17 protein-coding genes are annotated in these 21,524 nt (G+C 44.6%); 6 read left to right on the top strand and 11 right to left on the bottom strand.

The features are described from left to right. Complete coding sequence (locus HGH90_RS26030) at positions 1–1,212, top strand: hypothetical protein (RefSeq protein ID WP_168762679.1); 1,212 nt, start codon at positions 1–3, stop codon at positions 1,210–1,212. A gap of 6 nt (positions 1,213–1,218) precedes the next feature. On the opposite strand, the gene HGH90_RS26035 is transcribed toward HGH90_RS26030, so the two are convergent. The 7 genes from HGH90_RS26035 to HGH90_RS26065 all read right to left on the bottom strand — a co-directional run bounded on the left by HGH90_RS26035 (position 1,219) and on the right by HGH90_RS26065 (position 8,049). After that, positions 1,219–1,584 (bottom strand): group III truncated hemoglobin, encoded by a 366-nt coding sequence (locus HGH90_RS26035; protein WP_169192222.1) that lies wholly within the window; start codon positions 1,582–1,584, stop codon positions 1,219–1,221. 27 nt (positions 1,585–1,611) lie between these two features. Beyond that, positions 1,612–2,379, bottom strand: a complete 768-nt coding sequence (locus tag HGH90_RS26040; RefSeq protein WP_168762681.1) for an ABC transporter permease subunit — start codon at positions 2,377–2,379, stop codon at positions 1,612–1,614. Further along, a complete protein-coding gene (locus HGH90_RS26045) occupies positions 2,376–3,086 on the bottom strand; it encodes an ABC transporter ATP-binding protein (protein ID WP_169192223.1) in 711 nt (236 codons plus the stop codon). The genes HGH90_RS26040 and HGH90_RS26045 overlap by 4 nt, the downstream gene beginning before the upstream one ends. Next, a complete protein-coding gene (locus HGH90_RS26050; RefSeq protein ID WP_211172687.1) occupies positions 3,083–4,333 on the bottom strand; it encodes a nitrous oxide reductase family maturation protein NosD in 1,251 nt (416 codons plus the stop codon). Before HGH90_RS26050 ends, HGH90_RS26045 begins: the two co-directional genes overlap by 4 nt. After that, positions 4,323–5,372: a nitrous oxide reductase accessory protein NosL gene (locus HGH90_RS26055; protein ID WP_168762683.1), complete on the bottom strand. Its 1,050-nt coding sequence runs from the start codon at positions 5,370–5,372 to the stop codon at positions 4,323–4,325. The genes HGH90_RS26050 and HGH90_RS26055 overlap by 11 nt, the downstream gene beginning before the upstream one ends. A 130-nt stretch (positions 5,373–5,502) precedes the next feature. After that, positions 5,503–7,491, bottom strand: a complete 1,989-nt coding sequence (gene nosZ, locus HGH90_RS26060) for a Sec-dependent nitrous-oxide reductase (RefSeq protein WP_169192224.1) — start codon at positions 7,489–7,491, stop codon at positions 5,503–5,505. A 60-nt stretch (positions 7,492–7,551) separates the two neighbouring features. Then, positions 7,552–8,049, bottom strand: a complete 498-nt coding sequence (locus HGH90_RS26065; protein ID WP_168762685.1) for a c-type cytochrome — start codon at positions 8,047–8,049, stop codon at positions 7,552–7,554. A gap of 298 nt (positions 8,050–8,347) precedes the next feature. Here HGH90_RS26065 and HGH90_RS26070 point away from each other — a divergent pair, with 298 nt between their 5' ends. Continuing rightward, entirely contained in the window at positions 8,348–10,747 is a 2,400-nt protein-coding gene (locus tag HGH90_RS26070; RefSeq protein ID WP_168762686.1) for an ABC transporter permease, read from the top strand. Positions 10,748–10,842: 95 nt separating this feature from the next. After that, positions 10,843–11,622, top strand: coding sequence for an alpha/beta fold hydrolase (locus HGH90_RS26075; protein ID WP_169192225.1), 780 nt, complete (start codon positions 10,843–10,845; stop codon positions 11,620–11,622). Between the two features lie 112 nt (positions 11,623–11,734). On the opposite strand, the gene HGH90_RS26080 is transcribed toward HGH90_RS26075, so the two are convergent. The 4 genes from HGH90_RS26080 to HGH90_RS26095 form a co-directional block, all read right to left on the bottom strand. After that, the gene (locus tag HGH90_RS26080; RefSeq protein ID WP_317166179.1) at positions 11,735–13,351 is read right to left on the bottom strand and encodes a hypothetical protein; all 1,617 of its coding nucleotides are present in this window, start codon (positions 13,349–13,351) and stop codon (positions 11,735–11,737) included. 5 nt (positions 13,352–13,356) lie between these two features. Then, a complete protein-coding gene (locus tag HGH90_RS26085; RefSeq protein ID WP_168762689.1) occupies positions 13,357–14,373 on the bottom strand; it encodes a hypothetical protein in 1,017 nt (338 codons plus the stop codon). Between the two features lie 32 nt (positions 14,374–14,405). After that, complete coding sequence (locus HGH90_RS26090; protein WP_168762690.1) at positions 14,406–14,936, bottom strand: hypothetical protein; 531 nt, start codon at positions 14,934–14,936, stop codon at positions 14,406–14,408. Between the two features lie 236 nt (positions 14,937–15,172). Next, positions 15,173–16,492 carry an amidohydrolase family protein gene (locus tag HGH90_RS26095; protein ID WP_169192227.1) on the bottom strand — a complete coding sequence of 440 codons (1,320 nt, stop codon included), beginning with the start codon at positions 16,490–16,492 and terminating at the stop codon, positions 15,173–15,175. A gap of 1,192 nt (positions 16,493–17,684) precedes the next feature. Between HGH90_RS26095 and sbnA the strand changes: the two genes are divergently transcribed. The 3 genes from sbnA to HGH90_RS26110 all read left to right on the top strand — a co-directional run bounded on the left by sbnA (position 17,685) and on the right by HGH90_RS26110 (position 21,496). Continuing rightward, positions 17,685–18,653, top strand: coding sequence for a 2,3-diaminopropionate biosynthesis protein SbnA (sbnA, locus tag HGH90_RS26100; protein WP_211092889.1), 969 nt, complete (start codon positions 17,685–17,687; stop codon positions 18,651–18,653). A 5-nt stretch (positions 18,654–18,658) separates the two neighbouring features. Continuing rightward, on the top strand, positions 18,659–19,627 hold the full coding sequence (gene sbnB, locus HGH90_RS26105) for a 2,3-diaminopropionate biosynthesis protein SbnB (protein WP_168762692.1): 969 nt from the start codon (positions 18,659–18,661) through the stop codon (positions 19,625–19,627). A gap of 252 nt (positions 19,628–19,879) precedes the next feature. Beyond that, positions 19,880–21,496, top strand: coding sequence for an MBL fold metallo-hydrolase (locus HGH90_RS26110; protein ID WP_169192228.1), 1,617 nt, complete (start codon positions 19,880–19,882; stop codon positions 21,494–21,496). Positions 21,497–21,524: the final 28 nt, after the last annotated feature.

A 21,524-nucleotide genomic window follows, 5' to 3' on the forward strand; every position in this document is an offset into this window, starting at 1 on the left:
ATGGACAGCCCGCTTGCCGGAAAATGGTTTCGATGGGGATTATTAAATTTGGCGGTGGTCGCCCTGTACGGTACCTTAATGCGTTATAAAATTGCTTTTTCCCTACCGTTCCTGGAGCAAAATAACCTGTTGCATGCCCATTCGCATTTTGCTTTCAGCGCATGGATAACCCATGTATTATACAGCGGACTTGCCCTGGTGATAGCTCCTTTTATTACGTCATCGCAGCAGAAAAGATATAGACAGTTGATTATACTGAACCTGGTATGCTCATTCGGTATGCTGATAGCATTTACCGTGCAGGGGTATAAGGCGGTATCTATTTCCTTCTCCACGTTGGCTATTGTTATTGGGATGGCATTTGCCGGTATCTTTCTCCGTGATACAAAATATCTTCCTGTTGCACATCCTGCCAAACCCTGGGCAATAACCGGGTTGTTACTGAACGTATTATCTTCCGCCGGACCGTTTTTCCTGGCATATATGATGGCTACCAAAGATATTAACCATCGGTTTTATCTGGGTTCGGTGTATTATTACCTGCATTTTCAATATAACGGCTGGTTCTTCTTTGGAAGTATGGCGCTTGCGGCAGCCCGGTTTCCTGCTGTTTTTGAAGGAGCTAAAAAGTATTTCCGGGTGTTTGTGATCGCTGTTATCCCTACTTTTTTTTTATCCATGCTATGGGCTAAATTGCCGTTCTGGCTATATATTGTTACCGTTGCAGCTGCTGCACTGCAGTTGTTGGCATGGATTATTTTTCTCAGGAAATCCTGGCTAATCTTCCGGCAGCAACCATCGGGCTACCCAGGATGGATCAATTTTTTATTCTGCGCGGCTACCTGGGCGCTGACGATTAAATTTCTATTGCAAACCATTTCTGTCATACCATCCCTCAGCCAACTGGTGTTCGGATTCCGCCCGGTTGTTATCGCTTATTTGCACCTGGTTTTACTGGGCGTATACAGTCTTTTCCTCATTGGTTATATGCTCGCCAATGGCCTTATAAAAACGGGTAAACGCACAAAAACCTTTTCTTTTGTATTTTTTTCAGGGGTACTCTTCAACGAATTGCTCTTAGCCGTACAGGGATTCGCAGCTTTTTTTTATATACCGGTTCCACAGATCCGTGAGATGTTATTTGTTGCGGCGTTGATACTATTAGGCAGTGCCACAGCGCTATTTTTTTCGCAGGCTGGCCGGCGGCGGTAGCCGTGGCTATATCTTTTGTTGCATTACCGCCGCAATGGCTTTAGCGCGATATTTCATCTTGTCGGCATTAGGACCGGAGAAATGAGTATCAATGGTTTTGTCAAACAGCTCCAGCCACCGGCTAAAATGTTCCGGTTTGGTTCGATGCTGCAAATGGATTTTACGATGTGTATCCAGCGGATTCCCTTCATAATCGCCGGTGTAGAATAGTACATTTTCCCAGAAAGCACACATAGTAGGAAGATGCGCTTCCCAGTTAATGGCAACTATTTTGGTAAAGAAGATGCCTACTACAGGATCTGACTTTATCCGGTCATAGAATTCATATACGACGGCCCGGATGTCTTCTTTATTGGTGATATCTGGTTTCATCGGTTGGAAATTTAGCTGCCAGTAGTATTATAAATCCCGCTTATTAAATTTTCTCAGGGAAAAGTAAAACGGTACCACTACCCACAAGGTAAGCAGGGAGAAGGAGAGTAATAACCCCCAGTTGTTTCCGAAAAAATGCTGGAAGATAGCCCCGGTATAACCCATCATGGCCGATACGTCCAGTCGCAGCAACATCAGTATGCGACATAGATCCACGGGACTTAACGCACTCAATATCACGATGGGCTTTTCGATCGGATAATCGGAAAACTGGAAAAACAGGAACAATACCAGCCCATCGAATAGCAGCGCGAAATACAGCCAAAGCATAATGGAGATACCGATGCCCTTGGCTTTATCTCTGGTGAGAATGCTGGCCAGGAATGCAATGGCGACAAAAATTACAGAGAGTAACGAACCTGAAACGATCATGATCAATGCGGTGGCCAGGTCAGTAAAGATTAACAGGGGAATGCCGATTCCTACGATGTAGGCCACTGTCATGCTCACAGATAAGCCAGTGAATAATGCTTTCCAAATCATACTTCGCTTTACAGGGTGGCTCAATAATAGCTCAATAAACTCCGTACTATTGTATACGTAGATGGTGGCAAATAGTACTGATACAAGCGGCACTGTCAGTAATACTATATTAAGAACGGTGACCAACCCTTTGGCAGCATTGTCCTCCAGGCTAAAAGCGCTCCACGACAATAAGGCCAGCATTATCGTGTAGGCGATCACAATTTTTGTTTTCAAAATATCCAGTGCTACATATTTTAATATACGTATCATACGGTTTGTACTTTTAACAGGTGAACAATGGACTGGGCAATCGTATCTTTGCCGGTATCTCTTTTTAGTTCCATTGTAGTTTTGTGTAACATCAGTTTGCCATCCTGGATGAAAATGACCTGGCTCACAATGCCTTCCAGTTCGCTCAACAGGTGGGAGGTAATAAGAATCAGGCAGCCAGCTTTTTTGGCGGCAATGATTTTTTCTTTAAGTATTTCAGCTGCAACCGGATCCAGCCCGGCAGTGGGCTCGTCCAATATGAGCACCTGGGGCCGGAACATAAAGGTGAGTACGGCGCTAACTTTTTGTGTTGTGCCGCCACTGAGTGTGCGCATTTTTTTGTGGAGCATCTTGCCAATCTCAAATTGCTCATACAGGTCGTTATCCAATGCTTCATTACTGTTGCGGATACCTTTTATCATGTCAATTACCTGGCCGATGGTCATGTTTTCCGGGTAGCGGCCAATCTGCGGCATATAACCGATATGTTTCCTGTATTCGTTATTGTTCTTTATATTTTGACCGTTGAAGATAATGTCCCCTTTTTCAGGTAACACCATGCCCAGTATGGATTTAATAAGCGTGGTTTTGCCACATCCATTAGGACCGATAAGCGCAATACATTGCCCTTTTTCGAGCTTCAGATCCAGGTTATCTAAAGCTGTTAACTTGCCAAAACGCTTGGTGATATGTTTTATTTCAATCATAATTTGTAAGGAATCATGCGCGGAGTATTATCCACGAAGTTTTCGGGGGTAAGGCTCGGCATTATTTTTTCTGATTTATCCAACAGGTTTACCATGAAGCTCTGATAGAGCAGCATGGCGGGCGGGTTCTTTTCTACAATCACTGCATATAAACTGAGCGGATGAAAAGGAACATCCCCGGTTTTATCTTTATCCAGGTCATAACCCTGGTATTTATCCCAGTAGTTTTCGCTGAAGTGATTGAGGGTCAAAGAGCCGTTGGTAGTGACATCGAAAGTATTGCCGATGAAGTTATTTTCCCTGATGACGTTATCCATACAATTGGCCTGCATCCGCATTCCCCAACCATTTGCACGGAAGATATTGTGTTCAATAGTAATGCGGTTGGAGCCATCGAAGAAAATGCCGGTAGTATTGCGCAGGAATTTATTGCCGGAGAGATAGCAATCTGTCAACTCTTTAAATAATACGCCATAGGCCGCGTCGCCCCAGTTTTCTTCAAATGTGTTATTTATCATGGTCACTCTTTTGGTAAACATGACTGCTACGCCGGCGCCGTTGTTTTTAAAATAATTGGTGATATAGGCGTCGTCGTTGGAGAACATAAAATGCAGTCCATAGCGGAGGTTATGGTGAGAGATATTCCGCCAGATGACGGAGTGTGTCACAAATTCAAAGTAAATACCATCTCTATGGCCGGCAATACGATTGCCAATTATTTGCAGGCTGTCGCCCTTCCAGCAGTGGATGCCATTACCCGATTCATGTTCTTCTTTTTGAGAAGCCGTTATAACATTGTTTTTGACAGTACAGTGCGTGGAATATTGCAGGTATACGCCAAAGTAGTTATCAATTAAAACATTATCTTCTATCAGCACGTTTTTTGCGTCGTATACTTTTATAGCGCCGGGATCGCTCATAACGGCGCGTCCTGAATGCTGGAGCTGGAATCCCTTAATCGTTACATCACTGCTTTTTACGGAGAGAATTTCGTATTTCAATTCACCATCCAGCACAGGCATACCGGCGCCCGAAAAGCAAATGGGTTTATCTATGATCAGATTACCTTCCCGGTAGATGCCTTTAGTAACGATAACGGTATCGCCATTCCGGCACGCAGTGAGCGCGGCTTTGATAGTGGGGTAGGGCTGCCCTTTCCCCGCATAACGTGTAGATGCCCATAAACGCGAGGTGCCTGCGTATAATAGCATTATCAAAGCAAGGGAGCAATATAGTTTACTGTTCATGATCATGGTGAAGACTGTCTGAAGAAACAGCGGTACATAATGTTTTCCAATCTACGGCGCTGGTTCCATACCTGGAGGCCTGCGTATCGGCGGCAGATTTTGTGGCGAATGCGGCGATATTTCCTCCCATTGGGCTTCTCAGCGATTCGTGTACAACATACCATGCGGTGGTGGCGTCTATCAATTCATGCTCCTTTTCAAAGCTTCCGGTATAGTAGTTCCCGATATATTCCTTTCCCATTCCGGAGACGTAGCTCAACAGGCAATGCATGTCGTCAAATTTATATACCCGGCCTTTCCGGGTAGTTACTTCTCCCATGAAGCGGCCGTCGGAGATAGACATTTTGCAGAAGTCGCAGGCATCTTTGTGAAGATTAATGGGGTCAGGGCCGTTATGGCTGCAGGAGGTCAGTATAAACAGGATACTTATTGCGGCGGCTGCACTTTTGGGATTCCTGCGCAATTGCCTTAGCGCGCCGGCTTCCTTCAGCACCGCTATGAGCAGCAGCAGGCCAGCGCCAACAAACAACCATCCACCGATGTACGGGACAGAGTAGGCGCCAAAGTTGAGTAATTGTTTAAAGCCGATCAACGGTGGCTGGTAAGCCATGCCCGGTACTTTGATGGCAGCATTGGGATCAAGGTGATGGCCGTAGTCATATTCCCATTTCCAGAAGTCAGCCATGGCAATAATGCCGAATAATACAAATGCGGCAAAAACAATGTATAGTCTTCTTTTCCTGAAGAAGACCGCGGTTGCAGCAAACAACAGTGCAAAAAACACAATGATATATGGTAAAACGGTGAATTCAATGAAATCTGCTGTATGCAATCTTTTCATTCCTATATAGTGGTTCAGGCCATTGATAATATCTATATCGCCGGCTATTTTATGCGCCCATATCCGCAAACATAGCCCTTCCGGGTATTGGGGAGCATCCAGGTAAATGCTCCAGATTGGCACAAACAGGGAGGCGGCCAGCGATAATGCTGCTGCAAAAAGCAGCATCCTGGATATGATTGAAGGTTTATTTTCCATAAGTCTTTTTTTTGCACTCAGTTGAGGCGCGGTAGTCGTTACCGGAATAAAATCCGTTTAAAAAGGGCAACAGGGTAGTAGTTCTTGTTGCCCTTTTGTGGGGTAGACCAGGATAGTAGATCTTTCGCCATTATTTGGCAGCCGTAAGGTTGTTTTTAAGTTTATCTCCCAGGCTATAAGTTAATGGCACGCTGCTTCCTTTTGGTGAAACCCGTACGTATCCCTGCATTTCCTGGTGGAGGGCGGAGCAGAAATCGGTACAGTAGATAGGGAATATGCCTGTTCTGTCGGGTGTCCACTTTAATGTTGTGGTTTCACCTGGCATAACGAGTAGTTCCCCATTGGCGGCGCCTTTAACGCCAAAGCCATGCGGCACGTCCCAATCCTGTTCCAGGTTGGTGACATGGAAGTATACTTCGTCGCCCATTTGTACACCTTCGATATTATCCGGGGCAAAGTGCGAACGTATAGCGGTGATATATACATGTACCTGGTTGCCCTGGCGCACCACTTTAGCTTCCCCTTCTCCTTTGGTGGCATAAGGGTGTTTGTTGCTGTTGATATCGAAAATCTTGAGCTGTTTATCTTTTATCAGGGATGCCGGTACCGCCTGCGCATAGTGGGGTTCGCCGATAGTAGGGAAGTCGAGAATGAGCTGCATTTTATCGCCGCTGATATCGAACAGTTGTGCGCTTTGTGATAATTCGGGCCCCGTGGGCAGGTAACGGTCTTTGGTTATTTTGTTGTAAGCCACCAGGTATTTGCCAAACGGTTTCCTGGTATTACCGCCCGGAATCATCAGGTGACCCACAGAATAATAGGTGGGTTGACGGTCTAATACTTTTAAGTCCTTGATATTCCATTTCACTACTTCTGACGAAACAAAGAAGGACGTATAGGCGTTGCCGTTTCCATCAAACTCCGTATGCAAAGGGCCTAGTCCTGGTTTTTTCACTTCGCCGTACAGGGCCGCTTCATACTTTATTACAGGTAAACCGGCATATTTTTCAGGCTCAAATGCTTTGTCGGCAATGGCTTTCTGTATTTTATCGTAGCTGAAAACGGGTAACAGGGCAGCCAGTTTACCACTGCCTACTATGTATTCCCCGGTTGGGTCTACGTCGCATCCGTGAGGTGATTTAGGACAGGGAATAAAGTAAACAATATCGGGAAACTCGGATACATCCAATACCGTTACTTCATTTTCCATTTCACTGGTAGCGGTATGTGTTTCTTCATTGTATTTGTTGTGGGCGTATTTTATAGACTGTTTTTTACCCTTACCTGCTTTTACGTATTCTTCAGCCTTTTTCCAATTGACGGCCATGATAAAGTCCTTGTCCCTTTGGGATGCGTTTACTTCCAGCAGGGTGTTGGCCTGCTCAGAGTTATAACAGCTGAAGAAGAACCAGCCATTTGATTTTCCTTTACCGGCGCGGGCCAGGTCGAAATCTACGCCAGGAGTTTTTAACTGGAAGGCAATGGCCATATTACCGGTGTTTTTATCTACGCTGACAAAGCTGATATGACCTTTGAAATTTTCTTTGTAAGAGCTGATGGGCACGTCGCCAGCTTCGCCGTCTTCGGGTACACTAAAGCGGGTGCCGGCTACAATGTATTCCGAGTTTTCGGTGCCAAAGGGGGAGCTGTGGTTACCAGCACTGTTAGGCAGTTCGATAATTTCAGCGGTACGGAATGTTTTTAAGTCTACCCGGGCCAGTCGCGGTGTGTTGTTACCATTTACAAACACCCATTTTCCATCTGCTACACCATCGGTCATCGACATTTCTACGTGGTGCAAGTCGTCCCAGGGAACAAAGCCATGGGAGGTATTCAGCATGGGCTTGGTTTCCTCGCTGTATCCCCACCCTTTCTCGGGATCTACAGAAAATACCGGGATAACCCGCAGGAGGCGGCCGCTCGGCAAACCATATACGGCCAGCTGTCCGCTGAAACCGCCTGAAACAAAGCTGTAAAATTCGTCGTATTTGCCGGGAGCTACGTAGGTTTTGGAAGCGGCATCGCCGCTTACGGCATTGCTGGTTCCTTTCGGCTTGCATGAAGTAATGTACAGTGCCGCAGCGGCAAGCATACAGATAGACAAATTTCTGGTAGACATTGGTATATAATTAAGTATGAACATTGAAATAGGAGGTAGAACGTGGGTTCAACTTTCTATTTATTTTGCGCCATCATTCTGGCGCATGAACTCAACAATATCTCTGGCTTCCTGTTCTCCCAGGTTTTGATTGGGCATACGCACCAGGCAGATCTCCAATTGAGCCTGTACTTCAGGGTCTTTGTTGATCATCGGATCGGGATTGGTGATAAAGTTCATGATCCAGTGGGCGGGGTGCCTGCTGGTAACACCTTTCCAGCCAGGTCCCACCAGTTTTTCTTCGCTGGTTTTGTGACAGGAAAAGCACTTCGTTTCTGCGATCGACTTGCCTTTGGCAGCCATTGCCGCGTCGAGTGCGCCCACGGTAACATTGCTGGCGTCATATTTACCTTCACCACGTTTGGGATCATAGGAGCCAGGATCGGTTGCAGCACTTTTAGGCTGTTCAGATGACGCGGTAGTAGTGGTGGCGGATGCTGATTCATGGCTGCTGCTTCCGCAAGCCGCTATCACTAGCGCGGCTGCAATGCTTAGGGTTGTGATGATTTGCTTGTTCATGTTAGGTGCTTATTTTACCCAAAAGTAGCCCGCACCTGTCAGGTGATTTTATGACTGGAATCATAATACCTTGGATATTTTGAAGGTAACTTGCTGCATTTTAACACGTTTGTAAATGCACTTTCTCCTGAGCCGGGGCGAAGGCTTTATATAAGTGAACAGTTCCTGTATCAAAAACGTACACTTTTAAAATTTATACAATTCATATTTTTCTTATTTACATAGTAATAGGTAAGTGGCATTTTTCTTGGCGCCCGGCGACAGGTCATTCTTGTTCAACTTTAATATGATATCCGCTATGTTGAAAAACTATCTGAAAACAGCCTGGCAAAATTTACGTGGAAATAAAGCCTATGTCGCCATTAACACGGTTGGGTTAGCGGTAGGCATCGCCGCCTGCCTGCTTATCTTCCTGTTAATCCAGTATGAAACAAGCTTTGACAATTTCCATAAAAGTAAAGAACGCATTTACAGGGTGGTATCCGCCACCCAAACCCCGCAAGGCGTGAATTATTCGAAAGCCAGCGCTTTTCCTGTGGCAGAGGCCCTGCGAATAGATTACCCGCAATTGGAGCACGTTGCCCGTGTATATGGAAGAGAGAACAAACAGATAACGTTGCCCAATGATAAAGTGGGTGCAACGCAAAAGAAATTTAAGGAGAACGTGTTTTTTGCCGAACCTGAATTTTTCGACATATTTAATTTTCCGTTCCTGGCGGGTGATGCAAAAACGGCCCTATCAGAGCCTAATACAGTGGCGCTTACTGCGGAAAGGGCCAATAAGTATTTCGGAGATTGGCATACAGCCATAGGGAAATTCATTAAGTACGATAATGGCCAGCTTTGTAAGGTAACAGGTATCCTGGCAGATATCCCGGTTAATACAGATTTCCCGTTACAGGTGGTGTTTTCCTTTAAATCTGCCGGACAGGAAGACATTTTAAGGGATTGGGCAGGCCTCGACGGATCTTTAAACACGTTTGTCGTGCTCCCCAAAAATATGCCGGCACAACAATTCGATAATGATCTTAAAGCCTTTGTAAAAAGGCATTCCCCTGTTGAATATGCCAACCAGGGCTATCAACTCCAGCCGTTGAGCGGGATACATTACGAAAGTGAATTTGGGACCTACACGAGAGGTACCTTCAGTAGGAAGCTGATTACTGCCTTGAGTTTAATAGGGTTATTTCTTTTGGTGATTGCCTGTATTAATTTTATCAATCTTGCTACCGCCCAATCGGCAACCCGTTCAAAAGAAGTAGGTATCCGGAAGGTATTAGGCAGTAGCAAAAAGCAGCTGGTGATGCAGTTTTTGAGCGAAACTTTTCTCATTACACTTGCTTCGGTTATGCTGGCCATTATTTTTGCATTCCTCGCATTGCCCTTGTTTAATAATCTCCTGCAAACGCCATTGGCAGTAAAGCCCAATTTTCAGCTGATGCTATTCTTATTGGGTATACTCGTTGCCGTTACCCTATTATCCGGTGTTTATCCCGCCATTGTTTTATCAGGGTATAATCCCATTACCGCCCTGAAAAGTAAATTTGCCAGCACTAAGGCTGGCGGACTTTCCGTGAGGCGGGCGCTCGTTGTTTTCCAGTTTGCCACTGCACAAGCCCTGATTATAGGAACATTGGTAGTGGTAAGCCAAATGAACTTTTTCCGGAATGCCCCCCTGGGTTTTGATAAAGATGCCGTCGTAATAGTGCCTATGGCCAACGATACCGCACGCCTGACTAAAACAGATGCATTGAAAATGGAGCTGGAACAGCTGCCCGGAATAAAGAGTGTAAGTCTCAGCGCATTTAGCCCGATCGATAAAGCGGGGTGGGACAGTGATTTTAAATTTGATAACGCCGTCAAAAAATCAGGTTTCAAAACGGAGTTTAAATGGGCAGATGCAGACTACTTTAAAACGTATAACATCCAGTTTGTTGCAGGGACGCCGTATGCCCGGGCCGACACCGTAAATGGGTTTGTAGTAAATGAACTGATGGTGAAAAAATTAGGCTTTAAAAATCCGGAAGATGTTATCGGAAAGAAAATAAGCTTTTTTGATGGGAACATGGTAGCGCCTATTGTGGGAGTGGTAAAAGATTTTAATGGCAGCACCCTGGAAAGGGAAAGAACCCCTATAGCGCTTGCTTCTTACAAAATGGTATGTGGTTCAATGAACATAAAAATAGCACCGCAACGTGCGCAGGAAACGCTGGCAGCCATAGAAAGAATTTGGTCAAAAGCCTATCCTGATTTTATTTTTGAGTACCAGTTCCTCGACGATAAGATTGCCAGCTTTTACAAACGGGAAAGCCAGCTCTCTCAACTATATAAGATATTTGCAGGCATCGCCATATTCATTTCCTGCCTTGGCTTATATGGCTTCGTGTCCTTCATGGCAGTGCGGCGTACCAAAGAAGTTGGCATCAGGAAGGTATTGGGGGCGTCGGTCCTCAACATCGTTTATTTAATTTCAAAAGAATTTACCCTCCTTATTGGTATTGCATTTTTAATTGCCACTCCTTTGGCTTATTATTTTATGCACCGTTGGCTGCAAAACTTTGCCTACAGGATAGACATTGGCGTTGGGATATTTTTATCCACCATTCTTATTGCGGAAGTTATCGCATGGCTTACCGTTGGCTACCAGGCAATAAAAGCAGCAGTAGCTAACCCGGTGAAGAGCCTGAGAGCGGAATGATGATGGGTAGGCATCAATATTTTTATTTATTGCATAACAGTTTTTATTTTCCAGGCGATATACAGTAATTTGCGCCACCAACTACGGACAATGTCATGGCGCTGATAAACATCAACGGAATCAAACTGAATATTGCTGTCAAAGGAACAGGTAGCCCTGTAATCCTCATCCACGGCGTGGGTGGCGAGTACGGACACCTGTCGTCCCTGATCGACCGGCTTTCTCGACAGTTTAAAACGATTGCCTTCGACTGTCGCGGGCATGGACAGTCGGACAAACCAGCCAACTATACCCTGGGAGATCATGTGAAGGATGTTATTGGAATAATGGACTATTTTGAATTGCCGGTTGCTTCTTTACTGGGGGTTTCTATGGGCTCTTATATTGCCCAGGGAGTGGGCATTGCTGCCGGGGAGAGAATTGATAAGCTGATTCTGACGGTGCCTAAATCCAACGGCCATACTTCGTCTGTACACCGGCTGATGGCGGAACATGCCGCTGCACTGCAGGGGTTGAATTTACATGATATCTTTTCCTACCTGTTACCGTATTTTACGTATAATGCGGAAGCGATGAGAGCGCATATGGAGATATTTGACACCCGGTTATCTCCAGAGGAATTTGCGGTTGCCAACAAAGCATTAGCAGGCTTTGATTTTAGAGAAGAGCTGTACAAAGTGGCGGCGAAAACATTGGTGATCAGCGGGAAATATGATGGACTCAATTCGCCGGAAGAGGGGCGAGAATGCGCCAGGCTGATTCCCAGGGCTGATTTTGTCGAAATGCCATATTCCGGTCACGCACCTATGTACGAGGAGCCCGAAGCTTACATGAAAGCAGTGGAAACATTCCTATTGAAGGAGCCCCTGCCTTAATTTCCCTTTCTCGTAAATATTTTTCCCAAATACGAGAACAACCCAGCAGGTACAAAGATAGCTTTACCAGAAATTTCGTACTGACATATGACGCAATTGCTGTTTTGTTTCTTTATGCTGCTATCGGACTGTTTTTAATTAACATGTTTTTCCTTTTTTGCTTAACGCCAATGAATGCATTTATCATTAGTATCCCAGCGAGCGTTACTACCAAACCCGGTAATATAAAAGGAACCAATAGGTAATAAAATGAGAGCGTTGATAAATTTATCCGGGAATTAATGAGGCAATTTTCCCGTACTCTTTGCATAGCGGTAATATTTCCTTTATTGTCTGCGGTAAAAAGTATGCCGTCATTTGACGATTTAAGTAGTGGGAGATTGTTTTCTATGCAGCGAAGTTTACAGATGTTCATATACTGCTGTCGTCCTACCTCGGTATAGCCAAAGAAGCTTTCGCTGGATAACATCAACAGCGCGCTAGCCTCTTTATTGAGATGGCTGGCAACAAAGATACTGTTGACCGCCTCATAGCAGATACAGATAAAATAGGAGCAATTATCTATTTTAAACAAATCGGGGTTATCGGTATCACTGGAGAACCTATACGATTTTACTTTTAAAAAGGAAAGATAAGGCGGTAGAAATTCATCAACGGGAACAAATATCTTCTTTTGTTTTACATTAATAATATCTGAATGATTGATCAGTAACGCCGCGTTATATTGGTTATAAGCCAACGGTAGTCCCATTCTTTCTTCTGTATGTAAACCTCCGGGGCTGGGCATATTTAGTAGCGCCCCAGCAATAATATGCTGTGTATGCCACCTGAAAAGATTTTGCTTAAGCCGGGCATAAAGATTGGTGTTGGTAAATTTGTTCGACCAGATGTCTTCACATATAATGGTTTCCGGTAGTATTGTAATATCAGCATTAAATGATGGTGGATTGCTGAAGAGTGTATCAATTTTTGCTATCTTTTGGATATCATTGAGCGTATCAATCCCAGTGAAGGAGGTGCCAACAACAGTAACATGTTTGGTGGTGGTTTTTGTTGCTGGATCTTTGGTAGCCAGTATCACCCAGGAAATGCCAATAGGTATAATAAGCATCATTAAGCAGCTGGCTATTTGTTGTACGCTTCGAGCTCCCCGGGCCAATGCGTAAATAGTATAATTACATATAAGTATCCATGCCGAACCTCCCAGTACGCCGAGATAAGCATACCACATTACCCAATGAGGGTTTTTACCAAACACATTGCCTATAGTTAGCCAGGTCCAGGAGAAATCCCAGATATGGTGGAGGTATTCGAACAATATCCACCATAATAACAATGATAGCGCTTTCCCCCGTTTGATATGGCCATATCTGACAAAAAGATGCCAGCAGGTAACTGGCAGCAGAAATAAGAAGGAATTGATCAGTAATGTTCCGATGCCTTCAAATATCCTGACCTCGCAAAGCCAGTAACTTACTGTTATGTTCCAGCTCAGGTTTAGCATGTAAAGCTGAAGGTAATATAGAAAGTTTACCTTCGGTTGGAAAACAGTGTGAAAGTACGGAATGAAACAGAAAACCGCGCAGAGCGGATGGATATACCAGGAGGCATAAATTAATAAGGTGAAGAGGAGCCACCGCATTATATAGCCGTGACTCCTCCTGGTTTTATGATATAACCATCTGAAAAAACTTTTACTTGTACCGGATACCCCTGCGAGAATTGCCATACATGCTATTTCGGTTCTATAATGATATAGGAATCATAGTAACGCAATAATATGTCTGCTGACGTACCTGCATAAACGGCATATTTTTCCAGCCCATCGGCGCTGCTCAGCGTTGTATAATTAGCGCGGCCTACTGTTACTATTACCAGTGCAGCCGGGTGTTTAGTGGGCGCAGCCGGAGGAAGTACTTTTTCGACGTCTGACCTGGTTAACCTGTAATAGCCGTTATCCGGTACGCGGATACCTCGATAGTGCTTCCTGTTTTCTGCCGGGGTACCAGGATCAGGAACCAATGTAGTGCTGCGTTGGAGATCATCGTCGTACTCCAGTATTATAACAACTCCTTTGTCGTTGGCCGGATCTGCTGTCCAGTAAATATCGAATCCCATTTGCCCTCCCAGCCCGGGCATCCAGAAGTAATAAGCGTTAGCATCCTGTTTACTGGTCATATTATCTAACTTTAGTCCAATTTGCTTAGGGAAATAGAGAGATCCGCTCACTGTTCTCGAACTATTGACAGTTGCGGATTTGGCCAGGGGTTTATTAGCATATACAGGATCAATAGAAATAGATTGTGTAGTTCCTGCAACACTGCTGTAAAATTTTTTAAGATAGTCCGCGCGACCAGGCTCCACCGCTGTTGCAACACTCATGTCGTAGAAGAAATTGCGTGCGGGATTGGGAGGAAATTTCAGCATGCCAAAAGTAATCTCTCCTCCAGGGATAATGTTATTGTTGGCATCATAAAAAGCACCATCAAACTGGGCATAAGGATCCGTATTTGCCTGACGAGGCAAGTTGTTGTTAATGATTTTAGTCTCTTTAAATCCAAAAACACCATTAACTGGTGACTCAATAAAGTTGTAGAACGCCATAATATCGCTTGGATCAGAGGTGGTCATTACTGCAGCTGATTTCCGCGCATCTATTTTATTGAGTTGATTATTTTTGTCTGCCGGGTTTTTATTGCAGCCCAGGAATAGTAACACGATTGCGCTATATAAATAAATATTTTTTCTCATCGGAAAGTTGATTTGGGTTAAAAGGAAGATGTTTATCTGCAGGCTGCGTTTAACAGGTACTGGAGGTATGCCTCTTTAAATGGTTGTCCTTTCTGTAGTACTGCTGAATAGCGAAAGTAAGGACGGCTGGGATTGGAAGCATTATTGGAGCAAAAGTTACAATCTTCATAAAAATCTATTGTCAGCTTCGAGGAGGTTTCTTTGGGAACTTTGATGTTTAAGAAGCTCGCCTTGCTTTTCCAAACGGTTGTATAGACGCTGGCATCATAGTTTTGGGACGGCGCATTAGGCTCTACTGTTATTTTACAGAAGTATGTAGTAGTCAATGATGTCAATTTATCAGCGCCGTCTTTTATTGTTGGGTCCGCACCGACGTTGGGAAGAGTACAAGTCCTGCCAGGATAGGTAGCAAAGGCAAGCGTCAATTTGCAGTTAACCGGTGTTAACTGGGGAGGTGTGAGCGCTTTACGATTACTTTTATCACTTCCAGGGCGTGGGTTACTGTTGGATAATGAAAACGTCAAGGCAAAAAGCAGCGTGAGGCTGATCATTTTTCTTTTCATAAACAAACGGGTTTGGGTTAAAATAAGTCAATACTATTATTTACGGGTTATTCATCAGACGGTGCTACAACACAGCCGGAGCAGTACAGAAATTTTAACTTTTACTTCTCTTGATAAAACAACTAGAGCACAAAAGTAGGACGGCCTAAGCCATTCGGCATAGTATAAAATCGACAATTTTATGCTTTAATAATGCTATCTAGCTAGATAAGGTTTGTATAGGTATGGATATCTTACTATCTTGATAGTATCCCTTTGCTCACTTCCTGGCCCGCTTTATAAACCACAGCAATTTTGCGTGTATTCCTGATATCCTTTGAAGGATCGGCATCCAGCAACAACAGGTCGGCCACTTTCCCTTTTTCGATAGTGCCGGTATGCTGGCTTATGTTCAGTGCAGTGGCGGCATTCCTGGTAGCAGCGGTGATAGCTTGTAGGGGCGTTAATCCCGCCTGCACCATCAGTTCCATTTCCAGGTGCTCCGAAAACCCTTGTGCGCGCACCGGCTGTGCGCCGGAATCAGTGCCAAGCGCAACAGGGATACCAGCGTCGGCCACCTTTTTCACGTTTTTCATTGCAGTTTCAAAGGCATGCACGTTGCGTTGATAAGAGGGGGAATGTTTAATGTTATCCTGGTACTGATCGGAAGTGATCATCTCATAAACACCCGGCTCCAGGGAGGCTTTAAAAAAAGGATCATTGATCCATTCCGGCTTACGGGCATATATATACGCATATTCATCAAGTGAGAGGGTAGGGATATATATGATGCTGCGGCGTTTCATCTGTTGCAATGTGGATGCGTCTATTTCTTTGTCGCGCACGCTATGTGCCATGATGTCGAGCCCGTTATTAACCAGGCTTTGCGCATCTGACAGATAGTAAAGGTGGGAGGCTACCCGGATATCATGCTGATGGGCAAGTGCAATGATGGTTTTGTAAACGCTGCTATCCATTTTAGGGGTGCTGCCGCCGAAATCGTCGACCCACATTTTGATAACTGTAGGTTGAATGGGCGCCAGGCTGTCAACTTCCATGGCCGCCTGTTCCGCTGTTGCAGGGTGATAGATAAATGGCATCGCAGGTCCGCCTGTGGGCGCTGCAAAGCCATATCCTGCTGAGTAGAGCCGGGCGCCGGGCAACAGGCCGCTGACGGAAGAATCACGAAAGCCTGATTGAAAGAGCATGGGTTGGTCAGAACCCATGACGAGTATGCTGGTAACGCCGTAGTCCATATACTTTTTCAGCTGGGCTAAAATGTTCTTACGGGTATATGGATTTTTTGCCGTGCCGCCAATCATTCCCACATGTACGTGACTGCTGATAATACCTGGCATAACAGTTTTGCCGGTACAATTAACTGCCCTTGCGCCAGGCGCTTCGAGGTGAGCGCCAATGCCGGCAATAATTCCATCCCTGATGAGAATGTCCGCGTGCGCTACGGGTGCACCGCCATTTCCATCAATCAGTGTGAGGTCTTTCAGCAGTAGGGCATCTGGCGAATTAAAACCAGGGACAGGTGTGAACAGTAAAAGAAATAAGAGTACGTTTTTCATAATTTTAATATTATGTGAAAAACAGGTCGCTACCAGCGGGTTACTCCGCAAAGGTACTAATTCCTTATTGCTACTCACCAGGTTGATCCTTGTTGCTTTGAGTAAATATTTTGGAGTGTATAGATGTTTAACCATTGTTCGGTGTCCTATTATTATGAACTGATGAAAATAGTACGCGGTTAAATGCCCGTTGAGTGATGTAGAGTAGTAAGTTTGTTAGAAGTGCCCACTGAATTAATATTGCATGGGATTTTTGTAGAGAGGTGATTTTACTGAGGTTTTCCGGGATGCCGCTCAATATTATGGGAAATTTAATTTTTCCTTTTTTCTTGATAAGACTTTTTGCCGTTTCAAAATTATTCATTTACTTTACTGACGAATACATTTCTATCACGAACTGGAAAGTATTTTCAATAAACAGGAATGCGTTGTTTCCACCACAACTGTATTTACTTTGAACCCTATTAATTGCTTATTTTATCAATCCCATGAACGTTTAAAAACTAATAGGAGATACAAGCATCAGGGTTTGTACGTTTACGTATAAAAGCTGTTGCCAGTAGGCCCTCAAAACCCGTTTAGAAAACCCAGGTTAAGCTGCAAAAGCTTGACTTACAAGCTATGTATGTCGGAAAGAGAGCGTTTCCACAAAGCATTTAAGAAAGAAACTGTGCATCTGGTTTCCCGACCGGTGTAACTATGGTTGCACGGGACTGGCATACATACTATTTATATTTGAGAAGCGGAACCGGAAATCGTGCTGCCATAGCTATCGCTACCCTACAATTGTCACACCAGGGAGTAAAAGTTGCATATATACTATGCTGTAGAAAGCTGTTTACACAAACAGGCTTACTGTAGGCATATAGATGCTTTTTTCATCTGGATTTCCCTTTCATATGAACGAATGACTGTCGCACCTGCAAGGAGATCTTTTCTTCCCAGCAGTGTAGAAGGAATATTGTGTCAGCCAACGTAGAGTATGAACGCAACGAAGCGTAAGATGAATAAAATAATAACGGATAGATGAATGGAAAACAACTATGTAAAAGTATATGGATTTAGCCCGGACCTGTAGACACCAGAAGCATTATAACCCTTTTTTATTAAGAGAAAACACAGATTTTATGTAGCCATGATTTTGTTATCCTGACGTACCATTTTAATAATTCATTCGAAAACCTAAGATGAGATGATGTTATCTTCCCTCCAAAAAATTAGTGCCCTGATCGGCAATACCCCTGTTGTAGAGCTTAATATGCCCGGTGTTTCCCTGTTTACCAAACTGGAATACAGGAACTATTCAGGCAGCATTAAAGACAGGGCTGCTTTTAGTATTCTCTCCAACGCCATCCGCAGCGGCAGAGTAAACAGTGATACACTCATTGTTGAATCGAGCTCCGGTAATTTTGCGATCGCGCTGGCACGCATCTGTAAAGACCTCGGACTACGCTTTATCCCGGTAATCGATCCCAATATTAACCGGGAGAATGAAGCAATGTTACGCTTATTTACAGACCGGGTAGTAAAGGTAGAAAAAGAAGACAACACCGGTGGATACCTCCTCACCCGGATTGAAACCGTAAAGGAATTGTGTGCCCAACATCCTAACAGTTTCTGGACAAACCAGTACGACAACCCCGACAATTTCAAAGGATACTACAATACCCTTGGAAAGGAGATCTGTGATAGGTTTGAGCACCTCGATTATATGTTTATTGCAGTTAGTTCCTGCGGTACCATCAGTGGCATCTCACAGAAAGTAAAGGAGAAATTTCCAGACATCACTATCGTAGCGGTAGATATAGAAGGGTCCGTCATCTTCAATATCCCTCCGCAGAAAAGATATGTTTCCGGCCTCGGTTCCAGCAAAGTGCCTTCTATATTGGAACACGCCATCATCGATGAAATCATGATCGTATCCCACGAAGAACTGGTAGCCGGTTGCCACGAGCTGGTGAGAGACCAGAATATCTTCGCAGGAGCCTCTTCAGGCGCAGTATATGCTGCCATCAAGAACTACTTTGCTTCACATGCCATCCAGGGTACACCGGTGACGCTTTTCTGCTGCGCCGACCGGGGAGATTCCTATATCAATAATGTATACGACAAAAAATGGGTGAATAACATGATGGAAAAGCTATCTACCATAAAAGCATAATAAACATGTACTATTTAAGTAAATCCGATCTGTTGCACTTGGGAGTTAACTGGGAAGAAATGATCGAAAAGATCAAAGAAACCGTTTATACACTCAAAGATGGCGATTTCGCCCAGCCCATCAAGCCCTACCTGAGATACCGGGACGTCACTAACCGTATCATCGCCATGCCGGCATTTGTAGGAGGTAAAGTATCTTTTTCCGGCATAAAATGGATTGCCAGTTTCCCTGATAATATCAGGAAAAATATTCCACGCGCCAATTCTGTTACTATACTGAATGACGCCGATACCGGCGTACCTGCCTGCATTATCAATACCAGCCATGTCAGCGCAGTACGTACTGCCGCAGTAACCGGGCTGGTAGTAAAGGAGTATCTCCAGCGCAACCGCCAGGAAAAATTGAACGTAGGCATTATCGGATTCGGACCTATCGGTCAGCAACACCTGGACATGATCAGCACTTTGCTGGGAAGCAGGTTGCACCAGGTAAATATCTACGACCTTAAGCAACCCGATAGATCGCTGATCCCTGCTGCCTTACAGGAAAAAGTGAATATCGTGCATACCTGGGAAGAAGCATTTGATCAGGCCGATATCCTGATGACCTGTACGGTATCTAAAAAGCCATACATCAATAGAGTTCCTAAGAAAGGTTCCCTGCAATTAAATATTTCCCTGAGAGATTATGTGCCGGAATTTATCAACTACGCAAACCATATCGTAGTGGATGACTGGGAAGAGGTATGCAGGGAAAATACAGATATCGAAGTAATGCATAAAACAAAGGGACTGACAAAATCCGGCACACTGTCACTGGTAGACATTATCTGTGAAGATAAGTTACAAAACGCCGTGGAAGAAGAAGTGGTCATGTTTAATCCTATGGGAATGGCCGTATTCGACATTGCTACCGCTGCCTATTTTTATGAGAAAGCAAAAGCAGCTGGTATCGGTACGGTGCTCGCCGATTAAAATCAATACCAGAACATAGTTCTTTTTGTTAAAGAATCTGGATGCTTACCGGAAGATGCTTTTTGTCGCCGATAGCCACCGGTATGGGTGGAACTTACCTGGCTGCCGAAACAATATTATCTCAGGTAACATTCATGAAACACACGTGTTTCCGCCAGGGGAATGCTGATGCTTATGTCGTGATAAGACCAGTTGTACTCTGGAGGAAACACTTTTATGCCCAACATATTGTTCAAATGAAACTTAGCAGTTATGAGTGGTAATAAATTTTACTTAAAACCTAACGTTGTAATAGAGCCCTTATTTGATAGATGGTATGCCTGGAGCCACCTGATATCACCTGCCACCGCCGCCATGAATGTAGTAGGCAGGCACCTTGATATCATGGATTCCTTTATCGTGGAACCGGCTATTCATGCAGAAGCAGTACTGAACCCAAAAATGAAAGGCGGTCCTTTCATGGATATACCTGTTCACCGCGTGGAAGAAGTAAAAGCATTGTACGATAAAACCGTGCAGCAACAAAGCAAGGCACTGCAATTTTCCAAAGCGGTGAAAGAACTGGACCGTATGCTGGAAGCGGAAGGAAAGGGCATGGGCATGGAAACGCTGTATGAAAAAGTGCCTCCCATTCTTAAAGGATACGTGGAACTGTTTTACGACCGGAACAATCATGCAGACTTCCGCTTTTTTGAAGCGTTGTTATATAAAAGCCAGTTCTATAATAAATCGTCCCAAAGCATTGCCTTATGGGTGACAGAGAACGACCATCGTCCCTTTTGCTTGAGTACGCCAAGGCTGGATGAACCCGGAGTACTGCATCTCGATATACCATTTGATCATACCGGTATTGACGAGCTGGCAAAAATGAAACGAAATCCGCAGGACCTGGAGTATATCAAAACCTTATTGGGTATTTCCCCTGCGCAGGAAGCGCTCTTTAATACCTTTTTCACCACGACGCCACCTCCGGTGTATAAAAAATATACGGGAGATAAAATCCGTATGCGCTACTTCGGGCACGCCTGCATCCTCGTGGAAACCAAAGATGTAAGCATCCTGGTTGATCCGCTGATTAGCTACTATGGCTATGATAGCGACATAGAACATTTTTCTGATGCGGATCTTCCGGATGTGATTGACTACGTGCTGATCACCCACAATCACCAGGATCATATCCTGTTTGAAACATTGCTACCGCTCCGTCATAAAATTAAGCACCTGATTGTACCCCGCACCAATACCGGCCAGCTGGAGAATCCCGATCTGCGCCTGATGTTCAGCAACATAGGGTTCGACCAGGTAGAAGCCATTGAAGAGATGGAGACGATTGAGTTTACCAACACCACGATTACCGGGTTGCCCTTTACCGGGGAGCACAGCGATCTGAATATATTATCGAAGGCCTGCTACCTGGTGCAGATCAGTGGCTTTAAGCTGTTATTCCTGGCGGATTCCAGGATTAGTGAGCCTGCCCTCTACAAACATATTCATAACAGCATTGGTGATGTGGATGTAATGTTCCTGGGCATGGAATGCGATGGAGCGCCATTAACCTGGTTATACGGCCCGCTGATGACGAAAAAGATTACACGTGAGCAGGACAGCAGCCGGAGACTGGCAGGTTCTGATTGTATGAAAGGAATGTCGCTGGTAGAGATCTTTAATCCGAAAGAAGTATACGTGTATGCAATGGGAATGGAGCCCTGGCTGGAGTTTATCAGCAGTATTAAATATACCGATGCGTCCAATCCTATCATCCAGTCCAATAAATTGGTTAAAAACTGCGAAGAGAAAGGAATGATTGCGGAGCGCCTGTTTGGAGAAAAGGAATTACTGTATGAACGGAAATATGCTGCCACAGAATAAGCACTATTAGCCCCTGGCCACTATTGAA

It is taken from the genome of Chitinophaga sp. Ak27, from assembly GCF_012726295.1.
Classification (GTDB): domain Bacteria; phylum Bacteroidota; class Bacteroidia; order Chitinophagales; family Chitinophagaceae; genus Chitinophaga.

Bases quoted from the DNA above. Each gene is read 5' to 3' on its own strand.
- HGH90_RS26080 (WP_317166179.1), bottom strand. From the start codon at position 13,351: ATGGCAATTCTCGCAGGGGTATCCGGTACAAGTAAAAGTTTTTTCAGA.
- HGH90_RS26055 (WP_168762683.1), bottom strand. From the start codon at position 5,372: ATGGAAAATAAACCTTCAATCATATCCAGGATGCTGCTTTTTGCAGCA.
- HGH90_RS26045 (WP_169192223.1), bottom strand. From the start codon at position 3,086: ATGATTGAAATAAAACATATCACCAAGCGTTTTGGCAAGTTAACAGCT.
- HGH90_RS26050 (WP_211172687.1), bottom strand. From the start codon at position 4,333: ATGAACAGTAAACTATATTGCTCCCTTGCTTTGATAATGCTATTATAC.
- HGH90_RS26070 (WP_168762686.1), top strand. From the start codon at position 8,348: ATGTTGAAAAACTATCTGAAAACAGCCTGGCAAAATTTACGTGGAAAT.
- HGH90_RS26110 (WP_169192228.1), top strand. From the start codon at position 19,880: ATGAGTGGTAATAAATTTTACTTAAAACCTAACGTTGTAATAGAGCCC.
- HGH90_RS26095 (WP_169192227.1), bottom strand. From the start codon at position 16,492: ATGAAAAACGTACTCTTATTTCTTTTACTGTTCACACCTGTCCCTGGT.
- HGH90_RS26065 (WP_168762685.1), bottom strand. From the start codon at position 8,049: ATGAACAAGCAAATCATCACAACCCTAAGCATTGCAGCCGCGCTAGTG.
- nosZ (WP_169192224.1), bottom strand. From the start codon at position 7,491: ATGTCTACCAGAAATTTGTCTATCTGTATGCTTGCCGCTGCGGCACTG.
- sbnB (WP_168762692.1), top strand. From the start codon at position 18,659: ATGTACTATTTAAGTAAATCCGATCTGTTGCACTTGGGAGTTAACTGG.
- HGH90_RS26030 (WP_168762679.1), top strand. From the start codon at position 1: ATGGACAGCCCGCTTGCCGGAAAATGGTTTCGATGGGGATTATTAAAT.
- HGH90_RS26090 (WP_168762690.1), bottom strand. From the start codon at position 14,936: ATGAAAAGAAAAATGATCAGCCTCACGCTGCTTTTTGCCTTGACGTTT.
- sbnA (WP_211092889.1), top strand. From the start codon at position 17,685: ATGATGTTATCTTCCCTCCAAAAAATTAGTGCCCTGATCGGCAATACC.
- HGH90_RS26040 (WP_168762681.1), bottom strand. From the start codon at position 2,379: ATGATACGTATATTAAAATATGTAGCACTGGATATTTTGAAAACAAAA.
- HGH90_RS26035 (WP_169192222.1), bottom strand. From the start codon at position 1,584: ATGAAACCAGATATCACCAATAAAGAAGACATCCGGGCCGTCGTATAT.
- HGH90_RS26085 (WP_168762689.1), bottom strand. From the start codon at position 14,373: ATGAGAAAAAATATTTATTTATATAGCGCAATCGTGTTACTATTCCTG.
- HGH90_RS26075 (WP_169192225.1), top strand. From the start codon at position 10,843: ATGGCGCTGATAAACATCAACGGAATCAAACTGAATATTGCTGTCAAA.